General features: G+C 72.7%; 22 protein-coding genes. 8 read left to right on the top strand and 14 right to left on the bottom strand.

The window, feature by feature from the left end:
• Positions 1-99: 99 nt before the first annotated feature.
• Positions 100-1,206 carry a HEAT repeat domain-containing protein gene (locus IF02_RS0125305; RefSeq protein ID WP_030160708.1) on the top strand — a complete coding sequence of 369 codons (1,107 nt, stop codon included), beginning with the start codon at positions 100-102 and terminating at the stop codon, positions 1,204-1,206.
• Here IF02_RS0125305 and IF02_RS0125300 read toward each other — a convergent pair.
• On the bottom strand, positions 1,203-1,448 hold the full coding sequence (locus IF02_RS0125300; protein WP_030160707.1) for a DUF397 domain-containing protein: 246 nt from the start codon (positions 1,446-1,448) through the stop codon (positions 1,203-1,205). The two genes, IF02_RS0125305 and IF02_RS0125300, sit on opposite strands and share 4 nt — an antisense overlap.
• Positions 1,445-2,269 carry a helix-turn-helix domain-containing protein gene (locus IF02_RS0125295; RefSeq protein ID WP_030160706.1) on the bottom strand — a complete coding sequence of 275 codons (825 nt, stop codon included), beginning with the start codon at positions 2,267-2,269 and terminating at the stop codon, positions 1,445-1,447. Before IF02_RS0125295 ends, IF02_RS0125300 begins: the two co-directional genes overlap by 4 nt.
• Before the next feature lie 112 nt (positions 2,270-2,381).
• On the opposite strand from IF02_RS0125295, the gene IF02_RS0125290 reads away from it, so the two are divergent.
• Both IF02_RS0125290 and hemB read left to right on the top strand, forming a co-directional pair.
• The gene (locus IF02_RS0125290) at positions 2,382-2,804 is read left to right on the top strand and encodes an ATP-binding protein (protein ID WP_420708208.1); all 423 of its coding nucleotides are present in this window, start codon (positions 2,382-2,384) and stop codon (positions 2,802-2,804) included.
• Between the two features lie 43 nt (positions 2,805-2,847).
• Positions 2,848-3,849 (top strand): porphobilinogen synthase, encoded by a 1,002-nt coding sequence (gene hemB / locus IF02_RS0125285; protein ID WP_030160704.1) that lies wholly within the window; start codon positions 2,848-2,850, stop codon positions 3,847-3,849.
• A gap of 61 nt (positions 3,850-3,910) precedes the next feature.
• Here hemB and IF02_RS33285 read toward each other — a convergent pair whose 3' ends face one another.
• Genes IF02_RS33285 through IF02_RS0125245 form a run of 8 tightly spaced genes read right to left on the bottom strand, consistent with a single transcriptional unit; the run spans position 3,911 to position 11,256 of the window.
• A complete protein-coding gene (locus tag IF02_RS33285) occupies positions 3,911-4,243 on the bottom strand; it encodes a hypothetical protein (protein WP_051696527.1) in 333 nt (110 codons plus the stop codon).
• A complete protein-coding gene (locus IF02_RS0125275; RefSeq protein ID WP_234318322.1) occupies positions 4,240-4,824 on the bottom strand; it encodes a serine O-acetyltransferase in 585 nt (194 codons plus the stop codon). Before IF02_RS0125275 ends, IF02_RS33285 begins: the two co-directional genes overlap by 4 nt.
• Complete coding sequence (locus IF02_RS0125270; RefSeq protein WP_051696526.1) at positions 4,821-5,819, bottom strand: isopenicillin N synthase family dioxygenase; 999 nt, start codon at positions 5,817-5,819, stop codon at positions 4,821-4,823. The genes IF02_RS0125275 and IF02_RS0125270 overlap by 4 nt, the downstream gene beginning before the upstream one ends.
• 33 nt (positions 5,820-5,852) lie before the next feature.
• Positions 5,853-6,590, bottom strand: a complete 738-nt coding sequence (locus tag IF02_RS0125265) for a class I SAM-dependent methyltransferase (protein ID WP_030160701.1) — start codon at positions 6,588-6,590, stop codon at positions 5,853-5,855.
• On the bottom strand, positions 6,574-7,704 hold the full coding sequence (locus IF02_RS0125260; protein ID WP_030160700.1) for a pyridoxal-phosphate dependent enzyme: 1,131 nt from the start codon (positions 7,702-7,704) through the stop codon (positions 6,574-6,576). The genes IF02_RS0125265 and IF02_RS0125260 overlap by 17 nt, the downstream gene beginning before the upstream one ends.
• On the bottom strand, positions 7,701-8,678 hold the full coding sequence (locus tag IF02_RS0125255) for a formylglycine-generating enzyme family protein (RefSeq protein ID WP_030160699.1): 978 nt from the start codon (positions 8,676-8,678) through the stop codon (positions 7,701-7,703). Before IF02_RS0125255 ends, IF02_RS0125260 begins: the two co-directional genes overlap by 4 nt.
• Entirely contained in the window at positions 8,675-9,382 is a 708-nt protein-coding gene (gene ribA / locus IF02_RS0125250) for a GTP cyclohydrolase II RibA (RefSeq protein ID WP_078622316.1), read from the bottom strand. Before ribA ends, IF02_RS0125255 begins: the two co-directional genes overlap by 4 nt.
• On the bottom strand, positions 9,379-11,256 hold the full coding sequence (locus tag IF02_RS0125245) for a WD40 repeat domain-containing protein (RefSeq protein WP_030160695.1): 1,878 nt from the start codon (positions 11,254-11,256) through the stop codon (positions 9,379-9,381). The genes ribA and IF02_RS0125245 overlap by 4 nt, the downstream gene beginning before the upstream one ends.
• 349 nt (positions 11,257-11,605) lie before the next feature.
• Between IF02_RS0125245 and IF02_RS34525 the strand changes: the two genes are divergently transcribed.
• The 4 genes from IF02_RS34525 to IF02_RS0125225 all read left to right on the top strand — a co-directional run bounded on the left by IF02_RS34525 (position 11,606) and on the right by IF02_RS0125225 (position 18,355).
• Positions 11,606-15,076: an ATP-grasp domain-containing protein gene (locus IF02_RS34525; protein ID WP_158708560.1), complete on the top strand. Its 3,471-nt coding sequence runs from the start codon at positions 11,606-11,608 to the stop codon at positions 15,074-15,076.
• The gene (locus tag IF02_RS34955) at positions 15,073-15,624 is read left to right on the top strand and encodes an NADPH-dependent FMN reductase (RefSeq protein ID WP_051696525.1); all 552 of its coding nucleotides are present in this window, start codon (positions 15,073-15,075) and stop codon (positions 15,622-15,624) included. Before IF02_RS34525 ends, IF02_RS34955 begins: the two co-directional genes overlap by 4 nt.
• A 123-nt stretch (positions 15,625-15,747) precedes the next feature.
• The gene (locus tag IF02_RS33280) at positions 15,748-17,085 is read left to right on the top strand and encodes an ATP-grasp domain-containing protein (RefSeq protein WP_051696524.1); all 1,338 of its coding nucleotides are present in this window, start codon (positions 15,748-15,750) and stop codon (positions 17,083-17,085) included.
• 70 nt (positions 17,086-17,155) lie between these two features.
• Entirely contained in the window at positions 17,156-18,355 is a 1,200-nt protein-coding gene (locus IF02_RS0125225; protein WP_030160687.1) for an MFS transporter, read from the top strand.
• A gap of 78 nt (positions 18,356-18,433) precedes the next feature.
• Here the strand turns inward: IF02_RS0125225 and IF02_RS0125220 are convergent, their stop codons facing one another.
• Positions 18,434-19,615, bottom strand: a complete 1,182-nt coding sequence (locus IF02_RS0125220) for a transposase (protein ID WP_158708559.1) — start codon at positions 19,613-19,615, stop codon at positions 18,434-18,436.
• A gap of 636 nt (positions 19,616-20,251) precedes the next feature.
• On the opposite strand from IF02_RS0125220, the gene IF02_RS0125215 reads away from it, so the two are divergent.
• Complete coding sequence (locus tag IF02_RS0125215; RefSeq protein ID WP_324603784.1) at positions 20,252-23,068, top strand: BTAD domain-containing putative transcriptional regulator; 2,817 nt, start codon at positions 20,252-20,254, stop codon at positions 23,066-23,068.
• Positions 23,069-23,153: 85 nt separating this feature from the next.
• Here the strand turns inward: IF02_RS0125215 and IF02_RS0125210 are convergent, their stop codons facing one another.
• The 3 genes from IF02_RS0125210 to IF02_RS0125200 form a co-directional block, all read right to left on the bottom strand.
• Positions 23,154-23,345: a hypothetical protein gene (locus tag IF02_RS0125210; RefSeq protein ID WP_030160680.1), complete on the bottom strand. Its 192-nt coding sequence runs from the start codon at positions 23,343-23,345 to the stop codon at positions 23,154-23,156.
• Positions 23,346-23,557: 212 nt separating this feature from the next.
• Entirely contained in the window at positions 23,558-25,174 is a 1,617-nt protein-coding gene (locus IF02_RS35985) for an FAD-dependent monooxygenase (RefSeq protein ID WP_030160678.1), read from the bottom strand.
• 16 nt (positions 25,175-25,190) lie between these two features.
• The gene (locus tag IF02_RS0125200; protein WP_030160675.1) at positions 25,191-26,015 is read right to left on the bottom strand and encodes an arylamine N-acetyltransferase family protein; all 825 of its coding nucleotides are present in this window, start codon (positions 26,013-26,015) and stop codon (positions 25,191-25,193) included.
• Positions 26,016-26,035: the final 20 nt, after the last annotated feature.

Below are 26,035 nucleotides of genomic sequence, written 5' to 3'. Positions count from 1 at the left end.
CCCCGGGGCCCGGACGCACCCGCGTCCGGGCCCCGCGGCGTATCCGGTGGTGCCGGCGGCAGGCTCCGGCGAGGATCTTCGCCGGGGAACGGGGGACCGATGACGGAGCAGGACGCCGGCCGGCGGCTCGCAGCGGCGGTACGGGCCGGGGACGCGGAGGCGGTCCGCACGCTGCTGGAGGCGGGGGCGGATCCGGGGAGGGCCGAGCTGCTGTGCACGGCGGCCCGGCACTGGTACGGGGCGGGCGCGGAGGAGGAGCTGCGCCGCCGCACCGGGGCGACGGGCCCGGCGCAGTGGTCGTCCGCCGAGGAGGAGTGGTGCGACGTCGGGCAGGTCTCGCTCGGCGGCGCGACGGTCCGGGCGGGCCACGGGGCCGTCCTGACGAAGCTGGAGCGGGCTTTACGGATCCCGACGCCGGTGGAGGAGCTGGTGGCCCGGGCCGTCCGGCACCCCGACGTCTGCCATGTGGACTGGTCCGCTTCCTGCTTGTGGCTCGTGCAACGCCGCGACCGGCAGACCTGGTCGGCGGTGGTGGCCTTCCGGCACCATCCGTCGCCCGACCACCGCCGGTTCGTGGTCGACTACCTGCGGAGCGGGGACCGGGACCTGTCGATCAGCCTCGGCGTGAACCCGTACCAAGAGGAGGAGGCCGACCTCTTCAAGGCCTGGGCGCTGGAGGAGACGGACGGCGGGGTGCTCGCCGCGGTGCTCGACGCCGTTTCGGACGACGGGTACGACGAATCCCTCGGGCTGCGCCACGCCGGGCACCCGGACCCGCGGGTGCGGCGGGAGGTGCCGTACCTCTTCGACGCCCCGCTGTCGCCGGAGGCGACCGCCACCCTGATCGCCCTGGCGCGGGACACGGACCCGGAGGTGCGGGCGGCTGCCGGAGGCAGGCTCGGCCGGGAGCGGGACGCCGGGCCGGAGGTCCGGGCGGTGGTGCTCGGCCTGGTCCGTGATCCGGAGCACGGCGTACGGGCCACGGCGGCGGCCGCGCTGGCCGCGGGCGACGACCGCACGCCGGAGGCCGCGGAGGCACTGGTGGTGCTGCTCGCGGAGGAGGACCAGGAGCTACGCCTGGAGGGCGCGTACGGCCTCGCCCTGCGCGACGACCCGCGCACGCGGGAGGCGTACGAGCGGGTGGGCCCGCTGGGCCCGCAGCACGAGCACGACCACCGCCGCAGCGGCCGGTGGCGGAACCTCTAGCGGCCGACCCAGCGGGTGAGCCCGGCCCAGGCGGCGGGGGCGAGGGCGAGGGTGGGGCCGTCGCTGACCTTGGAGTCGCGGATGTGGACGGTGTCGGCGCAGGGGCAGGTGGCTACTTCGACGCAGGCGTCGCCTTCATCGGTGCTGTAGGAGGACTTCCGCCAGGAGACGGTGACTTCCAGGCACTGGCCGCCCTCGCTGGCGCTGTAACTGGACTTGAACCACTTCAGTGGGGTGCTCATGACTCTCCTAGCAGCCGGTCCAACAGGCCTTTTGTGTCTGTGACATTGAGGGCCTGGGATCGCAGCATTGCATACTTCTGAGCGAGGATGCTGACCTCGTTGGGATCGCGAACGACGATGCTGACGCGTTGGTTTTCCGAGTACGCGACATGCTGGTGATCGGGTGTTTCCAGTAGGGCGAACGAGCCCGTGAGGCCTGCGTGGGCTGTGAGACCAAGAGGGAGGACCTGGAACGAGACCGCGGGGTGGTCGGCGCAGTCGCGCAGATGGCGTAGCTGGCCCCGTCTGACGTCGTCGCCGCCGATTCGGTCTCGCAGTGCCGATTCCGAGACGATGAAGCCGAGGTTGGGCGGGACGGTGCGGTGCAGGATCTCCTGACGTCTGATGCGGCGCGCTGTTTGGAGCTCGATCTTTTCCTCGCCCGTGTACGGAACGCGGCAGCCGAACACAGCGCGGGCATATTCCTCGGTCTGGAGCAGGCCTGGCACGAGCACGGCGTCGTACCAGGACAGGGCTACGGCCTCTGCCTCGCTGGCGAAGTATTCCTCCGCCCAGGGCGGGATGACCTCGACTTGCGGCATCTTGTTCGCCGCGACTGTGAGAAGGCCCGGCAGGCCTAGGACTCGGTCCATCGCTTCGGCGACGCTGGGCATCAAGGTCCGTCGGCCCTGCTCGATGGAGGCGACGCTCTGAACATCGATGTGCAGAGCATCGGCGAACGCGCGCTGCGTCAAGCCCTTGGAGACGCGGGCGGCGGCGACCTGGGCGCCGACCATTTTCATCGCCGTCTCATTGGGTCGGGCGCTCTTGCGTGATGGCATACCTGTGAACTCCCCGCATGCACAGATGAGATACCGGCACCGACCCGTACTCGTGAAGGAGTACGGGTTGCACGTCTTGCTCACGCTAGTCACGCACCGCGACGATCGTCCCGTGAACGTGGAAATCCATCCGGCCATGCTGCGTGAGCGGTACTTCCCCCGCAGCCGCCAATCCGTCGGCTCCAGCAGGGAGTTCGCGGCGGTGACACTTGACGCGTGGGGTGTCACACGCCGCCGGGACGACCTGTTGCTCTGCGTGAGCGAGCTCGCCACCAACGCCCTGCTGCACGGTGTGCCGCCCGGCCGGTACTACCGGCTGCGGCTGCTGCTCTTCGACGGCATGGTCCGGGTCGAGGTGGCCGACAGCGGGGGTGGTCTGCCGCAGGTGAAGGACCGGGATCCCGGGGCCGAGGGCGGGCGGGGGCTGCTGCTCGTGGCTTCGCTCGCCGAGCGGTGGGGGGTCGGGCCGCGCAGGCCCGGCAAGGTGGTGTGGTGCGAGCTGGCCCTGACCGGCTTCTCGCACGGCACCCCCTAGGCTTGAGTGCGACTGCTGTCCAGGCTCGAAGAGGCGACTGAGTATGAGCGCGTACGGATCCTTCCCCGGCTCGCGGCCCCGCCGGCTGCGCACCACCCCGGCGATGCGGCGGATGGTCGCGGAGAACCGGCTGCACCCCTCCGACCTGATCCTGCCCGCCTTCGTCCGCGAGGGGATCTCCGAGCCGCTGGCGATCTCGGCGATGCCGGGCGTGGTCCAGCACACCCGCGACACGCTGCGCAAGGCCGCGGTGGAAGCGGTGGAGGCGGGCGTCGCGGGGATCATGCTCTTCGGGGTCCCGGCCGACGAGAACAAGGACGCGCTGGGCACGGCCGGCACCGAGCCGGACGGGATCCTCCAGGTCGCCATCCGCGACGTGAAGGCGGAGGTCGGCGACGACCTCGTCATCATGTCCGACCTGTGCCTGGACGAGTACACCGACCACGGGCACTGCGGAGTCCTGGACGAGCACGGGCGCGTCGACAACGACGCCACGCTGGAGCGGTACGCCGAGATGGCGCAGGTCCAGGCCGACGCGGGCGTCCACGTGGTGGGCCCGAGCGGGATGATGGACGGGCAGGTCGGCGTCATCCGCGACGCGCTCGACGAGACCGGGCACGAGGACGTCTCGATCCTCGCGTACACGGCGAAGTACACCTCGGCCTTCTACGGGCCGTTCCGCGAGGCCGTCGCCTCCTCGCTCCAGGGCGACCGCAAGACGTACCAGCAGGACCCGGCGAACGCGCGGGAGTCGCTGCGCGAGCTGGCGCTCGACCTGGAGGAGGGCGCGGACATGGTGATGGTCAAGCCGGCCGGCCCGTACCTGGACGTCCTGTACCGGGTCGCGCAGGCGGTGGACGTACCCGTCGCCGCGTACCAGATCAGCGGCGAGTTCGCGATGATCGAGGCGGCGGCCGAGAAGGGCTGGATCGAGCGCGACCGGGCCATCCTGGAGACCCTGCTGGGCATCAAGCGGGCGGGCGCGGACACGATCCTGACGTACTGGGCGACTGAGGTCGCGGGCTGGCTTCGCGAGGCGCGCTGACGTCCCGGTCCGCGGCCGGGGCAGGGGCCGCCCGGCCCCGGTCCCGGCCGCGGACGCGGTCCTAGCGGCGGTCCCGGTCCTGGCCGCGGCGGTTCACCGACGCGAGCAGGGCCTGGGCCGAGGCGAGGGCGGCGGCGTCGCGCCCGTTTCCCGCGAGGCTGTACGTGATCTCGGCGAGCAGGACCGAGAGCCGGCCGTCGTTCACCCGGGCGAGCGGCTCGGAGCCCTCCCACACGGCGTCCCGTACGGCGTGCTCGGTGATGCAGCCGACCGGGTCGGCGGCGGTCAGCAGCCGTCGGGCGATGGTGCGTTCCAGGTCGGTGGGGACCCATTCGCCCGTGTCGAGGTCCTTGGCGAGTTCGAGGGTGCGCTCACGCAGGGCGGTCGGCGTCATGAGGTGCTCCTTGAGGGGTGGGCGGCTGCTCGGACGGGGGAGATGCGGATCGCCCTGCCGGGGGCGGGGAGGTCCCTGAGCACCAGCGAGTGGGCCCGGATCCGGTTGCCGGAGGCGATGGTGACCGGGCCGAGTACGGAGGCGCCCACGCCGATGAGGACGTCGTCGCCGATGACGGGGTGGCGGCGCACGCCGGGCTCGGCGGCGCGGGACCAGCCGCGCGATCCGAGCGTCACCCCGTGGTAGAGCGTCACGTCGTCGCCGACGCGGGCGGTTTCGCCGATGACCACGCCGAAGCCGTGGTCGATGAAGGCCCGTCGGCCGATCCGCGCACCGGCGTGGATCTCCATGCCGGAGAGCAGCCGGCCCGCGAGCGTGAGCAGTCCGGCTGCGAACCGGTGCTCGCGTACGTGGAGGCGGTGCGCGATCCGGTGGAGGGCCAGCCCGTGCCAGGGTGCGTGCAGCAGGGCGTCGCGGCGGCGCGGGCGGGAGGGGTCGCGGGCGACGACGGTGTCGAGGTCTTCGCGGATCTGTCCCAGGAGGGAGATCCGCCGCGGGGTGCCGCGCCCGGCGCCGCTCACGGCCGACCCGCCGAGGCGTGCGAGGCGTGCTGGGCGTGCGAGGCGTGGCGGGTGTTCCGGGTGCGCCGGGTGTGCTGGGCGTCCAGCCGGTTGATCCGGTACATCGTGCGCTGGAACAGGTCCTGCGCGGTCAGGGCCGGGTACCGGTCGGGCTCTCCGTCCGCCGTGCAGCCACGGAGCGTGGAGAGCACCGTCCACGGGGTGGGGTGGCAGAACTGCACGATGGAGAGCCGGCCGCCGCCCTGCCCGGGTGCGGCGACGACCCGGTGGACGGCGGCCCGGGCCCGGCCGCCGGTGAGCCGTTCCAGGACCATGCCGACGTTGAGCACGGTGTAGCCGTCGGGTGCACGGGCCGGGGTCCACTCGCCGTCGATGAGGACTTCGAGGCCGGCGGCGGTGGCCCGGGGCAGGGCGGTGATCAGGTCGAAGTCCTGGTGCTCCACCATCCAGACGTGGTCCTTGGACGGGGCCTGCTCCATCGGCGGGTACCAGGTGGCGCGGTTGACGACGGGCCCGTCCTCCAGCATCTCCTCGAAGTAGCCGGGGGCCGCGCCGAGCGCCCCGGCCAGCCGGCGGACCACGTCGAGCTGGAACCGGGCCATCCGCAGGTGGAGTTCGCCCAGTGCGGCGCCGATCCCGGGGACCAGGTGGTCGGGGAAGTACGGCTGCGGGTAGCGCGCGGGGTAGCGCTCGCGCAGCGGGTGGGCGGCGGGCAGCGGGGCACCCCAGTGGAACAGCTCCTTCCAGTCGGGGGTGAGGCCCTTCTCGCCCTGCTCGACCAGGGGTGGGAGGTACCCGGACTGCCCGTTGGAGCCGGGCACCCGGCAGTCCGCCTTGACCTCGGCGGGCAGCTCGAAGAACGCGCCGAGCATGGCGTACGCCTCGTCCAGCAGGCTCTCCGGCACCGTGTTGCGGACCAGGAAGAATCCGTCGCGCAGGGCGCTTCGGACGTGCTGGTCGTCGCCCCGGTCGTCGAGTGCGATCTCCTTGAGCATGGCCGGTCCCTCCTCTCTCTCCTCCCGCGCCGCTCAGACCGCGACGAAGGACAGGGTCAGGTACTTGAGCTGGTGGCCCTCGTACTCGAAGTGGCGGTCGATCTCCAGGCTGCCGGTGAAGCGGAAGCCGTTGGCCTCGTAGAGCTCGGTGACGAGCCGCTCGGTGAGCCACCAGTTCAGCCGCCCGTCCGCGAGCGGATGCGGGGTGATCTCCCCGTCGGGGCTCAGGAACACGCTGACGACCCAGACCCCGCCGGGACGCAGCATCTTGCGGCCGTGCTCCACCCAGGGGGCCCAGTCCTCGCGGCGCTGGTGGTGCAGACAGCCGTTGTCGACGAGCAGGTCGAGGCCCTCGGCGCGGAAGGCGAGGAAGTCGCCCTGGTGGAAGCGGATCGAGCCGTTCTTGACGTCGGGGGTGTCCCATACGTCGAGCAGGTCGAGGCCGGTGACCTCGGCCTCCAGCCATTCGGCGAGGGAGGCCGTCTGCAGGCCGCGGCCGCAGCCGATGTCCAGGACCCGGGCCGGGCCGGAGCCGGGCTGGTGTTCGTCGGTGGGGGCGGCCGCGATCGCGAAGTGCGTGACGCGGTCGTTGGTGGTCGTCCCCGACCAGGAGTCCTTGTTGTTCTTGTACCACTGCTTGAAGGAGTTGCGGACGACCTCGCGGTAGCCGCAGTAGTTCCGTTCCGCGTGCTCCGCGTCCGCGGCGCTGTGGCCGGGGGCGGTCAGGACTGCGGATGTCTCACGTTCCTGAGTGTCACGATCCTGCGGCATGCTCCCACTCCTCGATTGTTCCGCGGCTTGCGACGACCGCGACTGCGTTGCGCCCTCGCGGGCCTTGGTCGACTTCCGCCGAGGCGCTGAGCCAGGCGCCCGCGCCACTGCCGGAGACGGCGATGCCGTGTTCCCGGCGCAGGTGGCGCATGGCCTGGAGGGCCTGCGGATAGGCGACGGCGGTGAAACTGAAGAAGTCCTGCGGGAACGCGGCGATCAGGGGCTGGCGCAGGCCGTGGCCCAGCCCGCCCGTACCGCTCATCCGGCGGGTGCCGTCGGGGGCGCGCTCGTCGCCGTAGACGGCCTCGGCGGGGAAGACGGCGAGGGGGCGGCAGTCCGGCCAGGCGCTGCCGAGGGCCATGGCGGTGCCGGCCAGGCTGCCGCCGGTGCCGACGGCCGCGGCCAGGGCGGCCGGTTCGACTCCGTAGCCGGAGAGCTGGCCGATGATCTCCGCGCCGGTGTGCTCGCGGTGCAGGGCGGCGCCCGCGCCCGCGCAGTGCTGGAGCAGCAGGTGCCGGTCCTCGCGTTCGGCGACGCGGACGGCCTCGTCCATGGCGCCGAGGAAGCCGGTGCCCTCGCGGGCCGTGGTGATCTCGGAGCCCTGGCGGCGCAGCTGGCCCAGCAGTCGGTCGGAGGCCCCGTACGGGAGCACCAGGTGCAGGTCCAGGCCCAGTTGTCCGCACAGTTCGGCCAGGGCGACGGCGAGGCTTCCGCCCGAGTACTCGGCGAGCCGTACCCGGGGTGAGCCCGCCGAGGCCACGGCCGCGCACAACAGGGCGTACGCGGTACGGGACTTGACGGAACCGGAGGTGTTGGCGGCCTCCGTCTTCAGCCAGACCGTGCCCCGTCCCGCCCGGCTGGGCACCGGGACGAGCGGGGTGTCCCCGATGCCCGGGCGCAGGGCGGCGAGCCGGGGCAGCAGCCGGTGCGCTTCGGCCTCCAGCGGTGCGAAGGCGCGGGTGAGATCGGCCAGGGCCGGGGCCCGGTCGGCCAGGACGCGGCGGATGTCGGCGAAGCCGGGGCCGGAGGCGGTGGGTTCGGAGGCGGTGGGTGCGGAGGCGGCCGGTCCGGGTCCGGCCGCGAGGGTGGGCCCCGGGCGGACGGCGGTCGTCATGAGGGCCGCTCGCCGGTGGCGAGGCGGAACCCGACGGGGTACAGCGGCCCGGGGAAGGCGCCGTGGCGGCGCCGGGTGCGGGTCAGGTCGCCGAACCGGGAGAAGGAGCCGCCGCGGGCGATCCGGTAGCCGCCCATCGACTGCACCAGGTGGTCGGCCACGTAGGGGCCGTCCGGGTACGGGGCGTACTCGTCGGCGGTGAACTCCTCGACGTTGCCGCCCATGTCGTGGACGCCGTACGGGGAACGGCCGGCCGGGAACGCGCCGACGGGGCTGGTGGTGTGCACGCCGGACTCGCGGGTGTTGGCCGCCTCCGGGTCGAAGCCGCCGGGCCAGGGGTAGGGCAGGCCCTCGGGGCCCTTGGCGGCGTGCTCCCACTCGGCTTCGGTGGGCAGCCGCCAGGGGTGTCCGGCGCGCTCGGTGAGCCAGGCGGCGTAGGCGTCGGCGTGCTCGGGGCGGATCCCGGCGACCGGGTGGTTGGAGCGGTCCCACGGGTAGGCGCCCAGGTACCAGGTGGTGGGGCGCTCCTCCAGGCCGGTGTCGGCCAGGAAGGCGCGGTACTCGCCGTTGGTCACGGGGTAGGTGGCGATCCAGAAGTCGGAGATCTCCACGGTGTGCTCGGGGCACTCCTTGAGGATCCAGGACTCCTCCACGCCCACGTGCGCCCAGGCTTTGGTGACGTATCCGGTCTCGTTCCCGGGGAGGCCGATACGGATCCGGCCGCCGGGCACGTGGCGGGTGGAGGGGCCCGCTCCGGTGGTGGGGGAGGGGATGCGGGGGTCGCCGAGCAGGCCGAGGACGTGGCCGGCGGCGAGGCGTTCGGCGGTCGGCAGGTCAGGGTCCTCGACGGCGGCGGCGAGCTGCTCGGGGGTGGTGCCGGGCAGCCGGGCGGGGTGCAGCCTGCCGGGGTCGGCGAGGTCGGCGTGCTCCTTGAAGTGCGGGGAGTTCGCGAGGTCTTCGATCGAGAGCGTCATGCCGCGGCCTCCTGGAGCAGCGCGAGGGTGTGGCCGGCGAGTTCGGCCTTGGCGGACAGGTAGCGGGAGTTCTCCGCGGTGACGTACACGCCGGTGGGGATCACCTCGGTGATCTCGATGCCGTGCGTGCGCAGTTCCCGCACCTTGTCGGGGTTGTTCGTGAGCAGGCGGATCCGGGTCAGGCCGAGGGCGTGGAGCATCGCGGCGGCGGCCGCGTAGTCGCGCTCGTCGTCGCCGCGGCCGATCATGCGGTTGGCGGCGAAGGTGTCGTGGTCCTGGGACTGGAGGACGTAGGTGTCGAGCTTGTTGTAGAGCCCGATGCCGCGGCCTTCCTGGCGCAGGTACAGCACGGCGCCGCCGTGGTCGGCGATGCGCCGCAGGGCCTCGTCGAGCTGGGGGCCGCAGTCGCAGCGGGCCGAGCCGAGGACGTCGCCGGTCAGGCATTCGCTGTGCAGGCGTACCAGCGGCGGCGCGGTGTCGCCGGGGGTGGCGGGGACGAGGACCGCGAAGTGCTCGCCGGGGTCGGGGAGGCGGTGGAAGGTGATGAGGTCGGCGCTGCGGTCCCGGACGCGTGAGAGCGTGACGGGGACGCGGGCCCGGACCGCCGCCGGGATGGCTGCCGGGATCGTTGCCGGGATCGTTGCCGGCGCCGTCGCGGGGGCGGCTTCCGCGGCGGCTTCCCGTATGTCGGCCGAGGTCGTCATGCGGCCACCTGCTTCCGGTCGGCGCTCTGCGCGATGTCGTCGATGTGGAGGGTGTGCTGGATGTGGGCGCCGTACGCGTCGACGGCGACGAAGACGATCCGGCCGTCCCATCCGGCCACCGCCACGCGCCCGTCGGCGAGCTGGAACATGCAGGACAGGCCCTGGGCGAACCCGGCGAGGACCCGGCCGGAGGCGAGGGTGCCCGCCGAATCGGCCCAGTCGACCTGCCAGGAGTAGAGGTTGAAGTCGTAGGAGCCGGCGAGGACGGTGGGCCTCTGGACGTCGCCGAGCAGCGAGACGCACTTGACCGACTCGTCGGAGCCGAGCAGCGTCTGCGGCGCGCCGGTGCTCCAGCCGCCGTCCTCGGTACGGGTGACCCGGCCGACCTTGACGGTGTGGTCGCGGGAGGCGCTGGCGACGACGGAGCCGCCGGGGCCGTGGAGGCCGGCGACCGCGTTGACGAGGTTGCCGTGTTCCCACAGCTTGGTGCGCCCGTGCACGGTGCCCGCCTCGACGGTGCGGTCGGTGGCGGCGGACAGGAAGCCGCCGTCCGGGATCGGGGCCAGGGACTTCACCGATCCGCCGTGCGCCGGGACGCGCTCTTCGAGCCGGAGCGTGGCCGGGTCCAGGACGAGGAACTCGCCGTTGTAGGTGCCCGCGATCAGCCGGCCCCCGTCGACGGTGAGGGAGGGGATGGGCGCGCCGAGGCGCTCGCTGGAGGTGCGGGTGCCGTCGTAGCGGATGACGTGGCCGGAGTAGGTGCCCGCGTAGATCGTGTCGCCGTCGGTGGCGAGGGACAGGATCGGGCCGTCGGTGAGCTCGATCGGGGTGGCCCGCCGCTGGGCGCCGTTCTCGACGCGGACGGCGAAGACGGTGCCGGAGTCCCCGCCGATGAGGAGCTCGTCGCCGCGCGCGGCCAGGGCGTTGGGGCCGTGGGTGGCGCGCTCGGGGCCGGAGAGTTCGGCGGCCGTGGCCATGTCGTACAGGTGCGGGGCGTTGCGGAAGGAGCCCGCGGCGACCAGGCCCCGGGCGGCGGCGACGGAGCGCGGCCACACGCGGAGGTCGGCGACGGTGTGCCGGCGTTCGCCGGACCGGTCGAACCAGTGCAGGGAGCCGTCGTAGGCGCCGACGACGAACGCGGAGTCGTCCTCGGCCCAGTCGACGGCGCGGGCGGCGGAACTGGAGACCTCGACGGTCAGTACGTGGTCCAGCTCGCGGGTCAGCAGGTCGACGCGGCCGTCGTCGCGGGCCACGGCGAGGAGGTCGCCGGCCCGGGACCAGGCGCAGCCCTCGATGGAGGAGTCGTAGTGGCGCTTGCGCGCCGCGCGGGCGCCGGACCCGGAGCCGGAGGCGGGGTCGCTGACGGCGACCAGGCCGTCCTCGCCGACCGTGGCGGCCAGGCCCTCGACGCTGACGGAGACCATCATGCAGTGCGCCTCGTGCGAGCCGACCTCGGTGAGGAAGGTGCCGTCGAGTACGGACCACAGGGTGGCGCGGCCGTCCTCGGAGACGCAGATCAGGCGCTCGCCGTCGGGCAGCCAGGCGACCGAGTTGATGTCGTCGGTGTGCCGGGCCAGGACGTTGACCAGCGTGGCCGGGCCCTCCCGGGGGACGCGCCAGATGCCGACCGTCTTGTCGGCGGAGGCCGTCGCGAGGAGGGTCGGGTCGGCGGGGTTCCAGGCCGAGGAGTTGACGAGGCGGCGGTGGCGCAGCGTCGCGGTCTCGGTGGGGTGGGCGGGGTCGGCGGTGCTCCAGACGATGACGGTTCCGTCGTAGGACGAGGTCGCGAGGCGGCTGCCGTCCGGGCTGAAGGCCACGTGGGTGATCGGGGCCGAATGTCCGGTCCCCGATTTCGGGATGGAGATGGTGCGCACGCTGTCTCTGTCCTTTGCATCGGTGCCCGGGAAAGGCCGTTTACGGGGTGAATGGAGAGGTGGGTGTCCAGTTTCCTGTATGCACACTAATTGCTGCCGCAAGGAGCTGCGAAGCGCTGTCCGGCAATGTGGGAAGTCGCCCGACCTGATGGATTCCAATTCTTTTGTTTGACATGTTCCAGCAGGTCAGGGTGGGTGGCGACGGTATCGAGGCGGGAGCGAAACGGGAACGGAACGGGAATGAAAAGGGAAGAGGTGATGGAGTGAGCGTGATTATGCGGCTGCCGCTTGCCCTGTAGTCCGCGCCCCCCGATGCTTCGATGAGAAGAGGACTCAAGGGGCTGAGCTCATGCATGTTGTTCTGTTGGAGACGGCATACGTCAGAGGCTTTGACGTCGTGGCGGACATGGCCGACGACGGGATCGAGGTCACCTTCGTCACGGAGCGCCTGGACGCCTACCGCGCCAATGCCGGGTTCGAGCTGCTCGAACGCGCGGCGCGGGTGGTGGAGGTGGCGGACCTGTCCGGCGGCCACGACCTGGCCGCCCTGTTGCGGGGACGGCTCGGCCCCAATCCGGTCGACGGCGTGATCTGCCGCGACGAGAACCTCCTGCACGGTGCGGCGAGATTCGCCCGCGACCTGGGCCTGCCCCACGAGTCACTGGAGGCGGCGCGGCTGCTGGGCGACAAGTCGGCCGTACGGGAACGGCTCGGGAAGGCCGGGATCGGCAGCCTGCGCTGGCGCCGTGCGGTCACCGAGGAGGAGGGACTGGCGGCGGTCGACGAGATCGGGCTGCCGTGCGTGATCAAGCCGACGTCCGGCCGGTATTCGGTCGGGGTCACCGTGGCGTGGACCCGCGAGCAGGCCGCCGCCGGGCTGGCCGAGGTCCTGGGGGTCCCGTACGGGACCGGCGCCGAGGACGGGCACGGCGATGGCGACGGGAACGGCGACGGGAACGGCGACGGTGGCGAGCGCCCCGTCGCGCTCGTCGAGGAGTACGCCGTCGGACGCCACGTCAGCGCCGAACTGCTCGTCCAGGACGGGCGCGTGGTCCTGTACGGATTCGGCGAGCGCATCCCGACGGCGCCCGGCACCACGGCCGAGCTGGGCGGGCACTTCCCGGCCCGCTTCCAGGGCATGGGCGCCGCACGGCGGTTCGTCCTGGACACCGTCGAGGCGCTCGGGGTCCGGGCGAGCGCGCTCCACGTGGAGCTGCTCGTCACGCCGACCGGCCCGGAGCTCATCGAGGTGAACGGCCGGATCGCCGGACACGTGGTCACCCGGCAGATGTCGCTGGCCCTGGACCGCTCGGTCGCCCGCGACCTCGTCGCGCTCGCCACCGGTGCGCCGGTCGAGGACGCGGCCCCGCCGGTGACCACCGTGGCCCTGCACGCCCTGTGGAGTGCGGCCGAGGGGATCGTGCGCGGCACGGTTCCCCCGTTCCGCGAGCTGCCGGCCGGGGTGGTCGACTGCGAGGTGACCGTCGGGCCCGGCGACCGGGTGCCGGCGCTGGGCACCAACCACGACCGGTTCGGGTACGTGATGGTGCGCGGAGCCGATGCGGCGACGGCCGGACGGGTCGCCGCGGAGACGGCCGCCCTGGTGCAGGAGTCGCTGCGCATCGAGCCGGTCGCCGCCGCGGAGCGGAAGCCGGGGCCGGAGCAGCCGGAGCCCGATCCCGCGGGCGGCGAGCACGTGGTGCTGCTGCTGGACGGAGCGGACCCGGTCGAGCGGATCGTGGCCGCGGCCGGGGCGGTGACCGCGCGGCTGACCGTACTGCGGCGTGACGAGCTCACCTTCGACGCGGTGCGCGCGCGGTTCCTGGCGGCGCACGAGCGCCGGCCGGTGGCCGCGGTCCTGTCCTGGTCGGGCGCGTACGAGCGGGAGGCGCGGGAACTGCGCGCGCTGGCCGCCGGAGCCGCCCGCCCCGGTGGGGCGGGGAGCGAGGAACTCGGCGAGCTCGACGGGCTGCTGGAGGAGCTCGCCTTCGTCAGCGACCCCGTGCACACCGTGCTGGCCCTCGCGGCCCGCGGGGGGCGGGTGGACGTACTCGCCTCGATCGACGAGAGCGGCGACCAGGCCGCCGAGGACGGCAGCTCCGAGCGGTGCCTGACCGCCGGCCCGGTGCCCGCGCGGCTGCTGGCACGCACCGAGGAGGCCGTGCGCGACGCCGGGATCGAGGGGCCCGCCCGGGTCGTGTTCGGGGCGCGCGACACGCGCCCCCTGGTCCTGCCCGGCTTCGACCGGCAGGTCCTGGACCTCTACGACGCCGCCCACCGGCGGAGCCTGGTGACGGCCGCTGCCGAGAGCGCCCTGGGCCGGCCGGTGCGCGCCGACCTGCCCGACGCCGGGCGGATCGCCATCCAGCGCCACGTCCTGTCCGGGCCGGGCCGCTTCCGCGTGGTCGCCGCGACCGCCGCCGAGGAGCTGTACGAGTGGCCCGAGCTGGCGTCCGCACGGACCCCGCTCGACCGCGAGGGCGTCCACAACGGGCCGGTCGTCCGGCTGGAGTACACCGTGGCGGCTCCGGACACCGTCCGCGCCGAGCAGGCGGTGGCCCGGATCGAGCGCTCGCTGCTGTGGAAGACCGAGGCCGCCGACCGTACGCACGTCCTGCTGCTGGACCGGATCGGCTCCCGGGTGTGGACCCGCGACGACGGCTCGCCGCTGCTGGACCCGGACCGCTTCCGGGTCAGCGTGCTGAGCTCGGCCGCGGGCAACACCACCGGCAGCGGCGCCGACTTCGCCGCCCGGACGGACGTGTTCGACCCGGACGGGGTACGGGCCCTCGCGGGCGCGGTGCACGCGCTGCACCCGGTGGACCGGGTCGCCACCGTCTCCGAGCGGCTGCTGGAGCCGGCCGCGGAGCTGCGCGCCAGGCTGGGCACGCCGGGCAGCGACCAGGCCACCGCCCGCAAGTTCGTGGACAAGGCGGTGATGAAGCGCATCGCCCGGCGGGCGGGCATCCGTACCGCCGAGGGGCACCTCGTCCACACCCCGGAGGACGTCACCGACCTGTTCGCCCGGCACGGCCGGGTCGTGGTCAAGCCGCGCGACGGTTCCGGCTCGTACGGGGTGTCGGTGCTCAGGGACGCCCGGCAGGTCGAGCGGTGGGTGCGCGAGGAGTTCAGCCCCGGCACCCACCTGTGCGAGGGGTTCGTGGCGGGCGACATGTGCCACATCGACGCCGTCGTCTACGGGGGCGAGGTGATCTGGGACGTGTCCCGGTACGTGAGCGACACCCTGGCGGTCTCCCGGGTGGAGCCGCTGTCGTCCATCACGGTGGCCGACCCCGCCGTGCGCGCGGCGGCCCGCGAACTGCTCGGCCGGGTCGTCGATGCCTGGCAGGTCTCCGCCGGGGTGCTCCACCTGGAGGCCTTCCTGGACGAGTCCGGGTTCACCTTCTGCGAGGTGGCCGGCCGCCCGGGCGGCGCAGGCGTCCGCGAGGCCTTCCTGGCCACCACCGGCATCGACCTCTTCCACGCCAAGATCCTCACCGACGTGGGCCTCGACCCGAGGGCCGGCCGGGTCGCCCCGGTGGGCGCGTACGCGGGCTGGACCGTGCACTTCACGGTCGGCGGGATGCTGCTGGACTACGACGACTCGGCGGTGGCGCAGGACGCGTACTACCGCAACGTGCCGTACCGGATCGGGGACGTGGTCCCCGTGCAGCCGTTCTCGGGGACGGGCGCCAGCACGCACGTCTTCGCCCACGATTCGCACGAGGAGGTCCGGCGGCTGGTCGCGCGCGCCGAGCGCGAGGTGCGCCTGGTGATCGGTCTGGAGCCGAAGCCGGGGTCCGCGGGGGCCGGGCGGTGATACTCGGCATCCTCGGCAGCGCCTACGCGGACTCGGTGTCGCGCCGGGTCCTGGAGCTGGCCGCGCAGCGGATCAGGGCGGCCGGGGCGGCGTACGAACTCCTCGACCTGAGCGTGGAGTTCCCCGGACGCCACCGGATCGAGGACTACGACGACCCTCCCCCGTACAGCCAGACGGCGGCGATCCGCGCCCGGATCGCCGGGGCGAGCGGCGCCGTCATCGCCACGCCGGTCTACCACGGCTCGTACAGCGGGCTGCTCAAGAACGCCCTGGACCACCTCACCGGCGACGCGCTGGCCGACCGGCCCGTGGGGCTGATCGCCGCGGGCGGCGGTCCGCGCGGCGCGGGGACGGCCTGCGACCAGATGCGGTCGGTGGTCCGGGCGATGGGCGGCTGGGCCGTGCCCACCCATGTGGCCTCCGCCCGCGGCGATTTCACGCCGGGGCGCCCGCTGGAGGAGCTGCACATCCGGATGGACCGCCTGGTGGACGAACTGCTCTCGTTCCGCTCCGCCCGCCGTGCCCCGGCACACCTCGTCAGCCACTGACCCCCAAAGTCACCGACCCCCAAAGTCACCGACCCCCGAAGTCACCGGCCCCGAAGCCAGCGACCCCGACTCCAGCGACCCCGACTCCAGCGAAGCGAAGCCCGTCACCTGAAAGGACGCGCCATGACCCCCCGCTCCGACCGCCCGTCCGCCGGCTCCGAGGAACAGCCGCACCTGCTGCTGATCTCGGGCATCGGCGGCCACCCGCCCGCCGCGGCGCTCGACTCCCTGTCCCGGCTCAGCCCGGCGGTCTCCGTCGTCCACATCGCGGCCTGGGGCGACCCGGAACCGGTGCGCGCCGACTGGGCCGCGCGCGGACTGCGGGGAGAGTTCCTGACCGCGGCCGACCTCGACGACGCGGTGGCCGTCGGCCTCGCCCTCCACGGGCGGTACGCGCTGTCGGGGATCGTCACCTACTCCGAACTGCTGCTGCGCCCCCAGGCCGAGCTGGCCGAACGCCTCGGGCTGCCGGGCAACGCGCCGGAGGCGGTGACCATCGCCCAGTCCAAGTACCGGCAGCGGCAGGTCTTCGCCGAACACGGCGTGCCCTCCCCGCGGTTCGCGGAGATACGGGCGGAGGCGGATCTGGCGGGGGCGGCCCGGAGCATCGGCCTGCCGGCCGTCTTCAAACCCTCGCTCGGCGCCGGCAGCCAGAGCGTGCGGCTGGTCCGCACCTACGGGGAACTCCTGGACGCCTACCGCGACGGCCGGGCCACCGTCTCGGCCTTCCTGCAGAGCGAGGACGTCTTCCTGCTGGAAGAGCGCCTCGAACTGGAGGCGGACGGAGACAGCGGCTGGGCGGCGTACTGCAGCGTCGAATCGCTGCTCGCGGCCGGGGAGCGGCACCACCTGGCCGTCTCCGACCGGCTGGCGCTGCGCCACGGCTACGCCGAGGAGGGCGCCTCGATGCCGTCGAGGCTCGACCCCGCCGTCCAGGAGGCCGCCGTCGACTGCGCGGACCGGGCGATCCGGGCCATCGGGCTGACCACCGGGGCCGTGCACACGGAGATCGCGCTGACCCCGCGGGGGCCGCGCGTCATCGAGGTCAACGCCCGTGCGGGCGGACCGATGCCGGTCATGTTCGAGGTCGGCGCCGGGTACGACTACGCCGAGCAGATCGGCCGCAGCGCGCTGGGCCTCGCGCCGGACACCGTGCCGCAGTTCAGGCGGACGGCGCTGATGAGGATGGTGCCGATCCCGGCGGGCGAGTGGCTGGTGGCCGCGCAGACCCCGACGGAGGAGCTGATGGCCACCTTCCCCGAACTGGCCTACGTGAAGCCGCGGTTCGGGCCGGGCCAGACGGCGAGCCGGGACCGGACCCTGCACCTGGCGACGTTCATGCTCGGCGCGCCCACGCCCGGCCGGGCCCTGGAGCTCGCCGACCGCGTCGAGCGGGCCCTCGGCATCGAACTCGTGGCGGCCGGCGCGCAGTCCGAGCCCGCCCTGGCCCGGGCGACCTAGCCGTGGACGGACCCACCCACCCCCGCCCGACTCCGCAATCCCGCCTACTCATGACGTGGGGATCGTTCCGATGAAGAAACGCATCTACGCCACTGGACTCTCCGACGCCGTCGGACTCGGAATGTACCTGTCCCTGTCCGTCCTCTTCTTCCACAAGGCCGTGGACCTGCCCAACGCCGAGATCGGGATGGTCCTCGGCATCGCCGGCATCACCTCGCTGCTGGGCGCCATGCCCATCGCGCGGGCCGCCGAGCGCTTCGGCACCCGTACCGTGCTCACCGTCCTGTTCCTGGTCCGCGCAGCCGCCTTCCTGGCGCTGGCCACAGCCTCCTCCTTCATCGCCGCCCTGCTCGCCTCGGCGGTCGCCGGGGTGCTGAGCCGGGGCATCAGCCCGCTGATCGAATCGGGCCTGATCGCCCGGGCCAGCAACGAGGAGGCGGTCGGAGCGCTCGCCCGGCTCCGCTCGCTGCGCAACGCCGGCATGGCCGCGGGCGCGCTGCCCTCCGGGGCGGCCATCGCGATCGACGAGGCCTGGGCCTACCGGGCGGTGATGGTGCTCTCCGCCGCCTTGTTCATCGGCTGCGCCGTGGTCTGCCGGACCTTCGGCGACGGCGGGCGCCCGGCCGGGGCCGCGCAGGGCGGCCCCTCACGCGGCAGCGTCCTGCGCGACCGGGCCTTCCTCCGCATCACCGTCCTGTACGGGGCCCTGACCATGTCGGCGCTCGTGCTCGGACTCGGCGTCCCGCTGTGGGTGGTCCAGCAGACGCAGGCTCCCGCCTGGACCGTGACCCTGGTCCAGGTCCTCAACACCGCCGTCGTCGTCGCGCTCCAGGTCCGGATCAGCAAGGGGTCCGAGGACTTCGCCACCGCCCGCAGGATGATGCGGCGCGGCGGGCTGCTGTCGGCTCTGGCAGCGGGGGTCGTACCGCTGACGGCGTTCGGCGGTGCGAGCACGAACCTGGCCCTGGTGGTCGCAGCCGCGCTGCTCTTCTCCCTCGGGGAGCTGTTCATCGTGTCCGGCACCACCGGCGTCGCCCTGCTGCACATCCCCGAGGGCCGCAAGACCGGCTACCTCGCCGCCTTCAACCTCGGGTTCGCCGTCACCACCGTCGTGGGACCCCCTCTCATCACCAGTTCCGTCGGCTGGGGCGGCTGGGCCTGGCTGGGCTGGGCGGTCTACTTCACCGCCGTCGCCCTGGCCACGATGCGCCTCCCGCAGCCGGCCCCGGCCGCCGGGAAGGCGCCGCAGACCGCGGGAACCCCCGCGTGATGCGGGCCGAGGGAGCACGGGAGCGGGCCCCGAACATTCCCCTTTGCGCGGCGTACCGTCATCCTCGGACGACACGCCTCAGCCCATCTGCCGCAGCGGCCGGTTCGCCGACGGAGTGCCGGACGAACTCTCCGCCCGAGTGCGGCCAGCGGCGTGGTCGGCGCCGATCGCGACGCTGTGGGCGGCCGAGGAGAGCGTGAGGTGGCGGTGCCAGCCCTTGAAGGAGCGGCCGGCGAAATCGCGCAGACCGGCCCGCTCGCCGGTGTCGGCGCTGTCGAAGGCCGTCCGCCGGCTGAGCTTGGCCAGCCGCATCAGCCCGTCGAGCGAGGTCGTGGTGAGGTCCGTGAGCCACAACTCGCTGGGCGGGCCGTTGCGGTTGGTCCACTCGCCCATCAGCAGCCACTGCTGCGGACCGGAGGGCGAGCGGCGCGGCTGCGGCAGCTCGACGCGTATGCCCGCGACCAGGGTGCTGCGCACGACGGGCGTCCCCGAGGAGGGGTCCAGCCATTCGACGGGCCGGCGCAGTCCGCGTACGTGCTGGAGCATGTCCGACACCGGTATGGGGCCGGCGCCGTACCCGGGCATCGCCGTGTCGGCGACCCGCAGCTGGTCCATCGCCCGCATCCGGGCCATGACGGGAACGCCCGCGGCGTGGAAGCGGCTCAGCACGGCGCTGCTGACGAAGTCGCGCGAGGGCAGCACCACCGGGCGGCGCTCCACCCCGCCCCAGGCGAGGACCTCGAGGGCGGAAGCCGTGGCGCACTCGCCCGGCGACTCCTCGTCCACCCAGTCCGGGATGTCGGCCCGGCGGCGCTTCTCCTCGTCCTGGAGCCAGGAAGGGGAGAGGTACAGCCGCCAGTTGACCGGGGCGCTCATCGCCTCCGAGGCCATCCACAGGCCGAAGGAGTGCTGGCCGTGCACGGAGTGCCCCAGTTCCGGGACGAACCGGCGGTCTATGCCCGCCGACTGCTCGCCGGCCTTCTGGATCGGCATGGACTGGACGACCCAGGCCTTGGGCTGGACCATCTCCTCCGTGTACCGGGCGAGCGCCGCGCGCATCGGGGCCCAGTTCCAGGTGGATTCGCTGATGAAGTGGTGCAGTGACTGCTCGGTGCCCGCTCCGCCGACGACTCCGGCCATGTTGCGGATCGACTTGCGTCCGTCCGCGTAGAGCAGTCCCCGCAGGTACTGCTCGCCGCGGGCGCGCTGGTCGCTGCGGCGCAGCGACCTGAACAGCTGCGGAGCCAGCTCCGAGATCATCGCTTCGATGATCTGGGCTCTGTGGTCCGCCGTCGTGGTCGACGGCAGGGCGGGTGGGAAGTGGGGGTCCTGTGCCGGAGGGGTGGCTACAGGTGCTTGGTATGCGCTGTGCGCGGCGGCAGGCCGGGTGCCGGAATGGTTCGCCGCGCGCCGCACGGTCCGCCGGCTGGCGCCGAGGCCGAAAGTCTTCATCGCTGCTCCTGAGTCCGAGTCAGGACGCAACTGTCTTCGGTGCCGTTCCCGCTTCGTTCCCTCTTCGCTACCGCTTCCCCCCGTAAGCTCTTAGGATCCTGCTGAAGGCTCTTCAGCAGGGGGCATTGAGGGGGATGGGGCAAGGAGGCCATGGCTAATTCGGTGGAAAGCCAGGTGCGTTTCAATATTCTCGGACCGCTTGAAGGGTGGACGGCAGGAGATCGGTTAAAGCTCGGCGGTCAAATTTACGAACGAGTTCTTGCCACTCTGCTGCTGGAACCGGGAAATATTGTCCCGGTTGTCCGTCTTGTGGAGGCGGTATGGGATGAGGAACCACCGGTAACCGCTTCCCATCAGGTGCGGAAGGCGGTCGCCGACCTGCGGCGTCGGATCCCGGGGGGCGGGAAGCTGATCGTCACGGACGGTCCCGGCTATCGCGTACAGGTGGCGGAGGACCAGCTCGACCTGCTCGAATTCACCGGGCACATACAACAGGCCCGGCACGCCGCCGCCTCCGACCTGCCCCAGGAGGCGGCCGACCAACTGCGCGCCGCCCTCGCCCTGTGGCGCGGCCCGGTGATGTCCGGGGCCGGAGGCTCGGTGGTCGAGGCCGCGGGCGCGGTACTGGAAGAACGCCGGCTGGGGGCGGCCGAGCAGCTCTTCGAACTGCGTCTGGCACTGGGGGAGGCCGGGGAGCTCATCGGGGACCTGCGCACCCTCATCGCACAGCACCCGCTGCGGGAATCGCTGCGCGGACACCTGATCCTGGCGATGTACCGCTCCGGGCGGCAGGCCGAGGCGCTCGCCGAGTACGCCAAGGTCCGCGAACTGCTCGTCGAGGAACTGGGCATAGACCCCAGCGCGCAGCTCACCAAGCTGTACGAGGACATCCTGCGCGCCTCCCCCGAACTCGCGGGCCCGGCCGCCCGGCCGGTGCCGGTGGCCGGGCCGCCCACGTCCCGGTCCCCGGCACCGGCCGCGGAGGACGAACGGTCCGCGCCGTCCGGCCCCGGGAGCGGCCGCTTCCCGACCCTCGCCTCGCTGCACGGTGCTCCCTGCACCCTGCCGCCCGGCACTCCCGACTTCACCGGTCGCGAGCGCGAGCTGGCCGAGGTGCTGGAGGCGTGCCGGCAGGACGCGGGGGAAGGGCCCCGGGTCGTCGCGATCGACGGCATGGGCGGCTGCGGCAAGACCTCGCTGGCGGTGCGGACGGCGTACCAGCTGGCCGAGGAGTACCCGGACGGCCAGCTCTACGCCGACCTGCGCGGGTTCACCCCCGGCGAGAAGCCGCAGCGGCCGACCGCCACCCTCGTCGGCCTGCTGCGCACCCTCGGGGTGTCCGCCGACAGCATTCCCGACGACGAGGCGGGCCTGATCGGCCTGTGGCGGGCCACCCTGACGGGCCGCCGCCTGCTGTTCCTGTTCGACAACGCCCTGGACGCGGGCCAGGTGCTGCCCCTGCTCCCGTCGTCGACGGAATGCCTGGTGCTGGTCACCAGCCGGGCCAGGCTGCTCGATCTGGACGGCGCCGACTGGATCTCACTGGGGGTGATGGAGCCGGAGGAGAGCCGGGTGATGCTCACCGAGCTCCTCGGCGACAACCGGGTGGCCAGGGAGCCGGAGGCCGCCGCCGAACTCGCCGAACTCTGCGGGCACCTGCCGCTGGCCCTGCGGCTGGCGGTGGCCCGGCTGCGCAACCGTCCCCGCTGGACCGTCCGCTACCTGGTCGAACGGCTGGAGGACGAGACGCGCCGGCTGGACGAGCTGAGCGCGGGCGAGCGCAGCGTCGCGGCCACCCTCAGCCTGTCGTACAAGGCGTTGGAGGAGGAGCTCCAGGCCGCGTTCTGCCTGCTGGGCCTGCACCCGGGCGCCGAGGTCGACGTCTACTCGGCCGCGGCCCTGCTGGAGACCGGCGTCCGGGACGCGGAGGACATGCTGGAGGACCTCCTCGACATGCACCTGCTGGTGCAGAACGACCCGGGGATGTACGCCTTCCACGATCTGGTGCGGACGTACGCGCTCTCGCTCGGCGAAGGCAGGAGCGGACGCGAGGCCCGGGAGGCCGACGGCCGGCTGCTCGGCTACTACACGGCGGCGACGGAGGCCGCCTGCACCCTGCTGTTCCCCAGCCGCCGCACCCTGGACGTGGATGCACCCGACACCGCGTACGCGCTGCCTCCGATGCGTCGCGAGGACCGCACCCTGGAGTGGTTCGACCGGGAGACGGCGGGCATCCAGACCCTCCTGGCCCGGGGCGGCCACGAGGGGCGCCCACAGCTGGTGTTCGCCCTGGCCCGCAACGCGTCCTTCCACCTGAACCTCCGCGGACGCTTCGCGGAGTTCGAAGCGGTGTGCCGGGCGGGCCTCATCGCGACGCGCAGCATCGGCGATCCCCTGCTCATCTGTCAGACCCTCAACAACCTCGGGGTGGCTTGCTGGAAGCTGGGTCGGCTCAACGAGGCCGTGGAGGCTGCGGAGGAAGCGCTGGACTGGGCCAGGAAGGCGGGGGGCCCGGACGACGAAACGGTTGCCCTCGGACTGCTGGGGATCGCGCACTACGCGCTGGGGAACCTGGCGAGCTCGTACGACTACACGACGCAGGCCGTGGGGGAGCTCAAGGGAGGGGACCGCACCAAGCTTCCGCAGCAGCAGGCGGAGGACCTCAACAATGTCGGTACGGTCTGCCTGGCGCTCGGCCAGTACGAGCAGGCGCTCGACGCCGCGCGACAGGCGATCGAGCTGTGCCGTGCCTTCCGGTTCCCGGAGCAGGAGGCCCTGGCTTGGACGACTCTGGCTCTGGCGTACTGCGGCACGTGTGCGTTCGAGGAAGCGGAGTCCAGCCTCTCGCGGGCGCTGAACACGGGCTCTTCCTGCCCGGACGAGGTTCTCGTACTCATCTGCGCGGTCTCTTCGGACCTCAGCGACCGGCGCGGCGACACGCGGCGGTCGCAGGAGCAGGAGGCCACGGCGCTGGAGCTGCTCAACTCGACGATCTCGCCGCAGCGGCGCTCCAGGGTGGACAACGTCCTGGCGCTCAAGCACAACCGCAACGGCCGGTACGAAGAGGCCCTGCGTCTGCACGAGCGCGCGTTCGCGTGTGCCGAGGGCATGGGCTACCGGGTCGAGATGGCCCACGCGCTGGACGGGATGGCGGCCGCGGCCGGGCAGCTGGGCCTGCCGGACGCTGCCCAGTACCGGGAGCGGGCCGACATGCTCTTCGAGACCATGGGGGTGCCACCCGAGGGGCGGCGCACCCTCTGATCGGAGCGCGGCGCGCGACGGTAAAGCAAAAGCAGTGGGCCCCGTCCGGTATCGGACGGGGCCCACTGCTTGCGCGGGGGGTGGATCAGGCGCCGGTGGGGGGCGTCGGCGGCGTGGTCGGGGGCGTCGCCGGGGCGACGCCCGGACCCTTGGTGTCCGCCAGTACGGAGTGGCCCTTGGTGCCGTTGGCCTGGTGGTCCTGCTCTACTGCCGCACCCAGGCCCAGGGCGAGGGCGAGGGCGAAGATACCGACCAGACCAGCGAGCTTGCCGCGCATTTCGTACCCCTTGTTTGTTTGGAAATCCCGTGTCGCTTTCGACATGACAGAGATTCGCAACGGGGCTTCCTGCTCCAGTCCCTCTCCGTTCCCGCTCAAGCGGGAGCCGAGGAGGGAACGAAACGGGAACCGACATCGTAACGAGAAAACCGGTGGGTTATCCGGTATTTCTCTGGCCGGATATCGTCGTTCGGATATCGGTGGGTTGTCACTCAGGAAAGGGAGAGTCGAAGCTCCGCTTCCAGTCGTCCCAGATCCCGGGCATGGCCGTGGGCTGCGATGTGCCCGTCCGGTCGGATCAGGTAGTACCCCGCGGAGCGACATCCGGCCTGCGCGGCGGCGTCGCGGCGGCGTACCGTCACTTGCCGCAACAGCGGCCATTGCGCCACGATGTGGCCCAATTCCTCCTCCCAGGCCCTGTTCCCGTCCGGGACGACCACAAGGTTCCAGCCGTGCGGATCCGCGGCCGGCCCGGAGATCCCGTACGCGAGTGCCAGACGGCGCGGGAACACCGCGCCGACCTCCAGGGCGCCGGGCAGCGAGCGCCGCACCCGGCAGCCCGTCCAGCCCGAGGGCTGCTGGGTGTCGCGGGTCACCGGGTAGGACAGCCGGCGGCCGGCCATCACCGGGGCGTAGAACTCCGAGACGATCCCGGTCCGGTCGAGGAGCCGGAACGCCGCGTCGCGCGCGGCCACCGTGGCCTTGGACTTGAACAGCCAGGCCCTGGTCTGGAAGTCGGTGTCGCGCACGAGCTGGCGGGTGACCTCCGCCCGCTCCTCGCCGTAGGAGGCGAGCAGCGAGGAGGGGGACTCGCCCCGGATCACCGAGGCCAGCTTCCAGGCGAGGTTGTGCGCGTCCTGGAGGCCGTTGTTCATGCCCTGCCCGCCGGCCGGGCTGTGCACGTGGGCGGCGTCGCCGGCCAGGAAGACCCGGCCGCGCTGGAACTCGCTCGCCCGCCGGGCGTGAACCCGGAACACGGCCTTCCAAACCGCCTCCTTGATCCGTACGCCGCGCGGCCCGCGCTCGTCGATGACGGCCTGCATCATCGCGGTGTCGACCTCGCCGCCGCCCTGGGGCATCACCGACAGGAACCGGAAGATCCCGCCCGGGATGGGCACGATCACCAGTGCGCCGTTCGCGGACTGGTAGAAGTGGCACTCGTCCGGAGGGAGGTACCCCTCGATGCGCGCATCGATGAGTGCGAAGGCCATCTCGTACGTCGATCCCTCGAATCCGACGCCGAGTTGGCCCCGGACGGAGCTGCCGGCGCCGTCGGCGCCGACGACGAACGGCACCCGCAGCCGCTGCAGCCCCTCGGGGGTCTCCAGCACCGCCGTCACGCCGTCGGTGGCCTCGATCCGGCCGGAGTAGTCCAGCCCGTCCAGGGCCAGCAGCCGCACCCCGCGCTCGATCTTGCCGCCGAGTGCCTGGAGCCGCTCGGTGAGCAGCCGCTCGGTGACGTGCTGGGGCAGGGTGCGGCACGCCAGGTCGTCGGAGAATCCGAAGGAGGCCAGCGGGCGCCGTTCGGAGAAGTAGCTCAGCGTGTTGATCCGTACGGACGCCTCGTCGACCACGCCGCCCAGACCGGTGTCCTCGAGGATGTCGAGGGCGCGCGGCCAGACGGACAGGGCCTTGGGGGTCAGCATGGGTTCGACGGCACGGTCGATCACGCGGACGCGGATGCCGCGCCGCAGCAGTTCGACGGCGGTCAGCAGGCCGGTGGGGCCGGCCCCGACCACCAGGACGTCCAGGTCGGACGCCCCGGCGGCGGCGGGTACCGCTTCGCCCTCTCTCGTGGGCCGGCTCTCGCCGGCTATCAGGTCAGCCATGGCCTCTGGGACTCTCTCAGTCGGTGCGGACGCCGGTGGTGGTGGAGTTCTCCGGCTCGGTGGGCAGTCGGTCGAGGCTGATGCCGAAGTGGGTCTTGTAGGCGGCGATGACCTCGGCGTCGTCCTGGAGGACGGTCTTCGAGCGCTGGTCGCCGTCGACGACGTTCAGGTGGCGGCCCTTGAGGGTCACCAGGCCGGTCTCGGTGCGGATGGAGCAGAACAGGGCCTGCATGAAGGAGGAGTCGGGCGCCGTGCGGTACCACCACAGCGAGGGGCCGTAGTCCTCGATGCGGACCGGGGTCTCGACGACCTGGTACAGGGGGCGGCCGCCGAGCCACAGGTCCACCGTGCCCGGCTGCCCCTCGACGTCCTTGAGCTGGTACTCGCCGTGCGGGTCGCTCTGGACCTCGCGGCTGGTGAAGTCGAGCGGGAAGCGGCTGTTGCGGCCGAAGCCGGTGTCGACGAGGTACACCTTGTCGCCGATGGTGACCTTCAGGGCGAGGTGGCCGAGGAACGGGCCGAGGCCCTCCGGCCGGTGCACGCGGCCCGGCAGGATGTCGACCTCGTAGCCCAGGGCCTCCAGCACGAAGCCGAGCGCCGGGTTGACCTCGTAGCAGCCGCCGCCGCGGTTGTCGATCGCCACCTTGTCGACGGAGCGCTGATCCATGTGGATCTCGCGGCCTTCGAGGTGGTAGTCGAGGTTCTCGAACGGCACGGACAGCACGGCGCGTTCGGCCAGGTGCCGCAGTCCGGCGAGGTCGGGCTGCGCGGGGCGGCTCGCGCCGATCCGGGTGAGGTAGGCGTCGACCCGGGCGTCGTCGATCGGGGTTGCGTCCAGCATGGAATCTCCTTGAAGGGTGT

It is taken from the genome of Streptomyces sp. NRRL S-244, from assembly GCF_000717915.1.
GTDB lineage: Bacteria > Actinomycetota > Actinomycetes > Streptomycetales > Streptomycetaceae > Streptomyces.
This window is presented reverse-complemented; position numbering and strand designations above follow the sequence as displayed.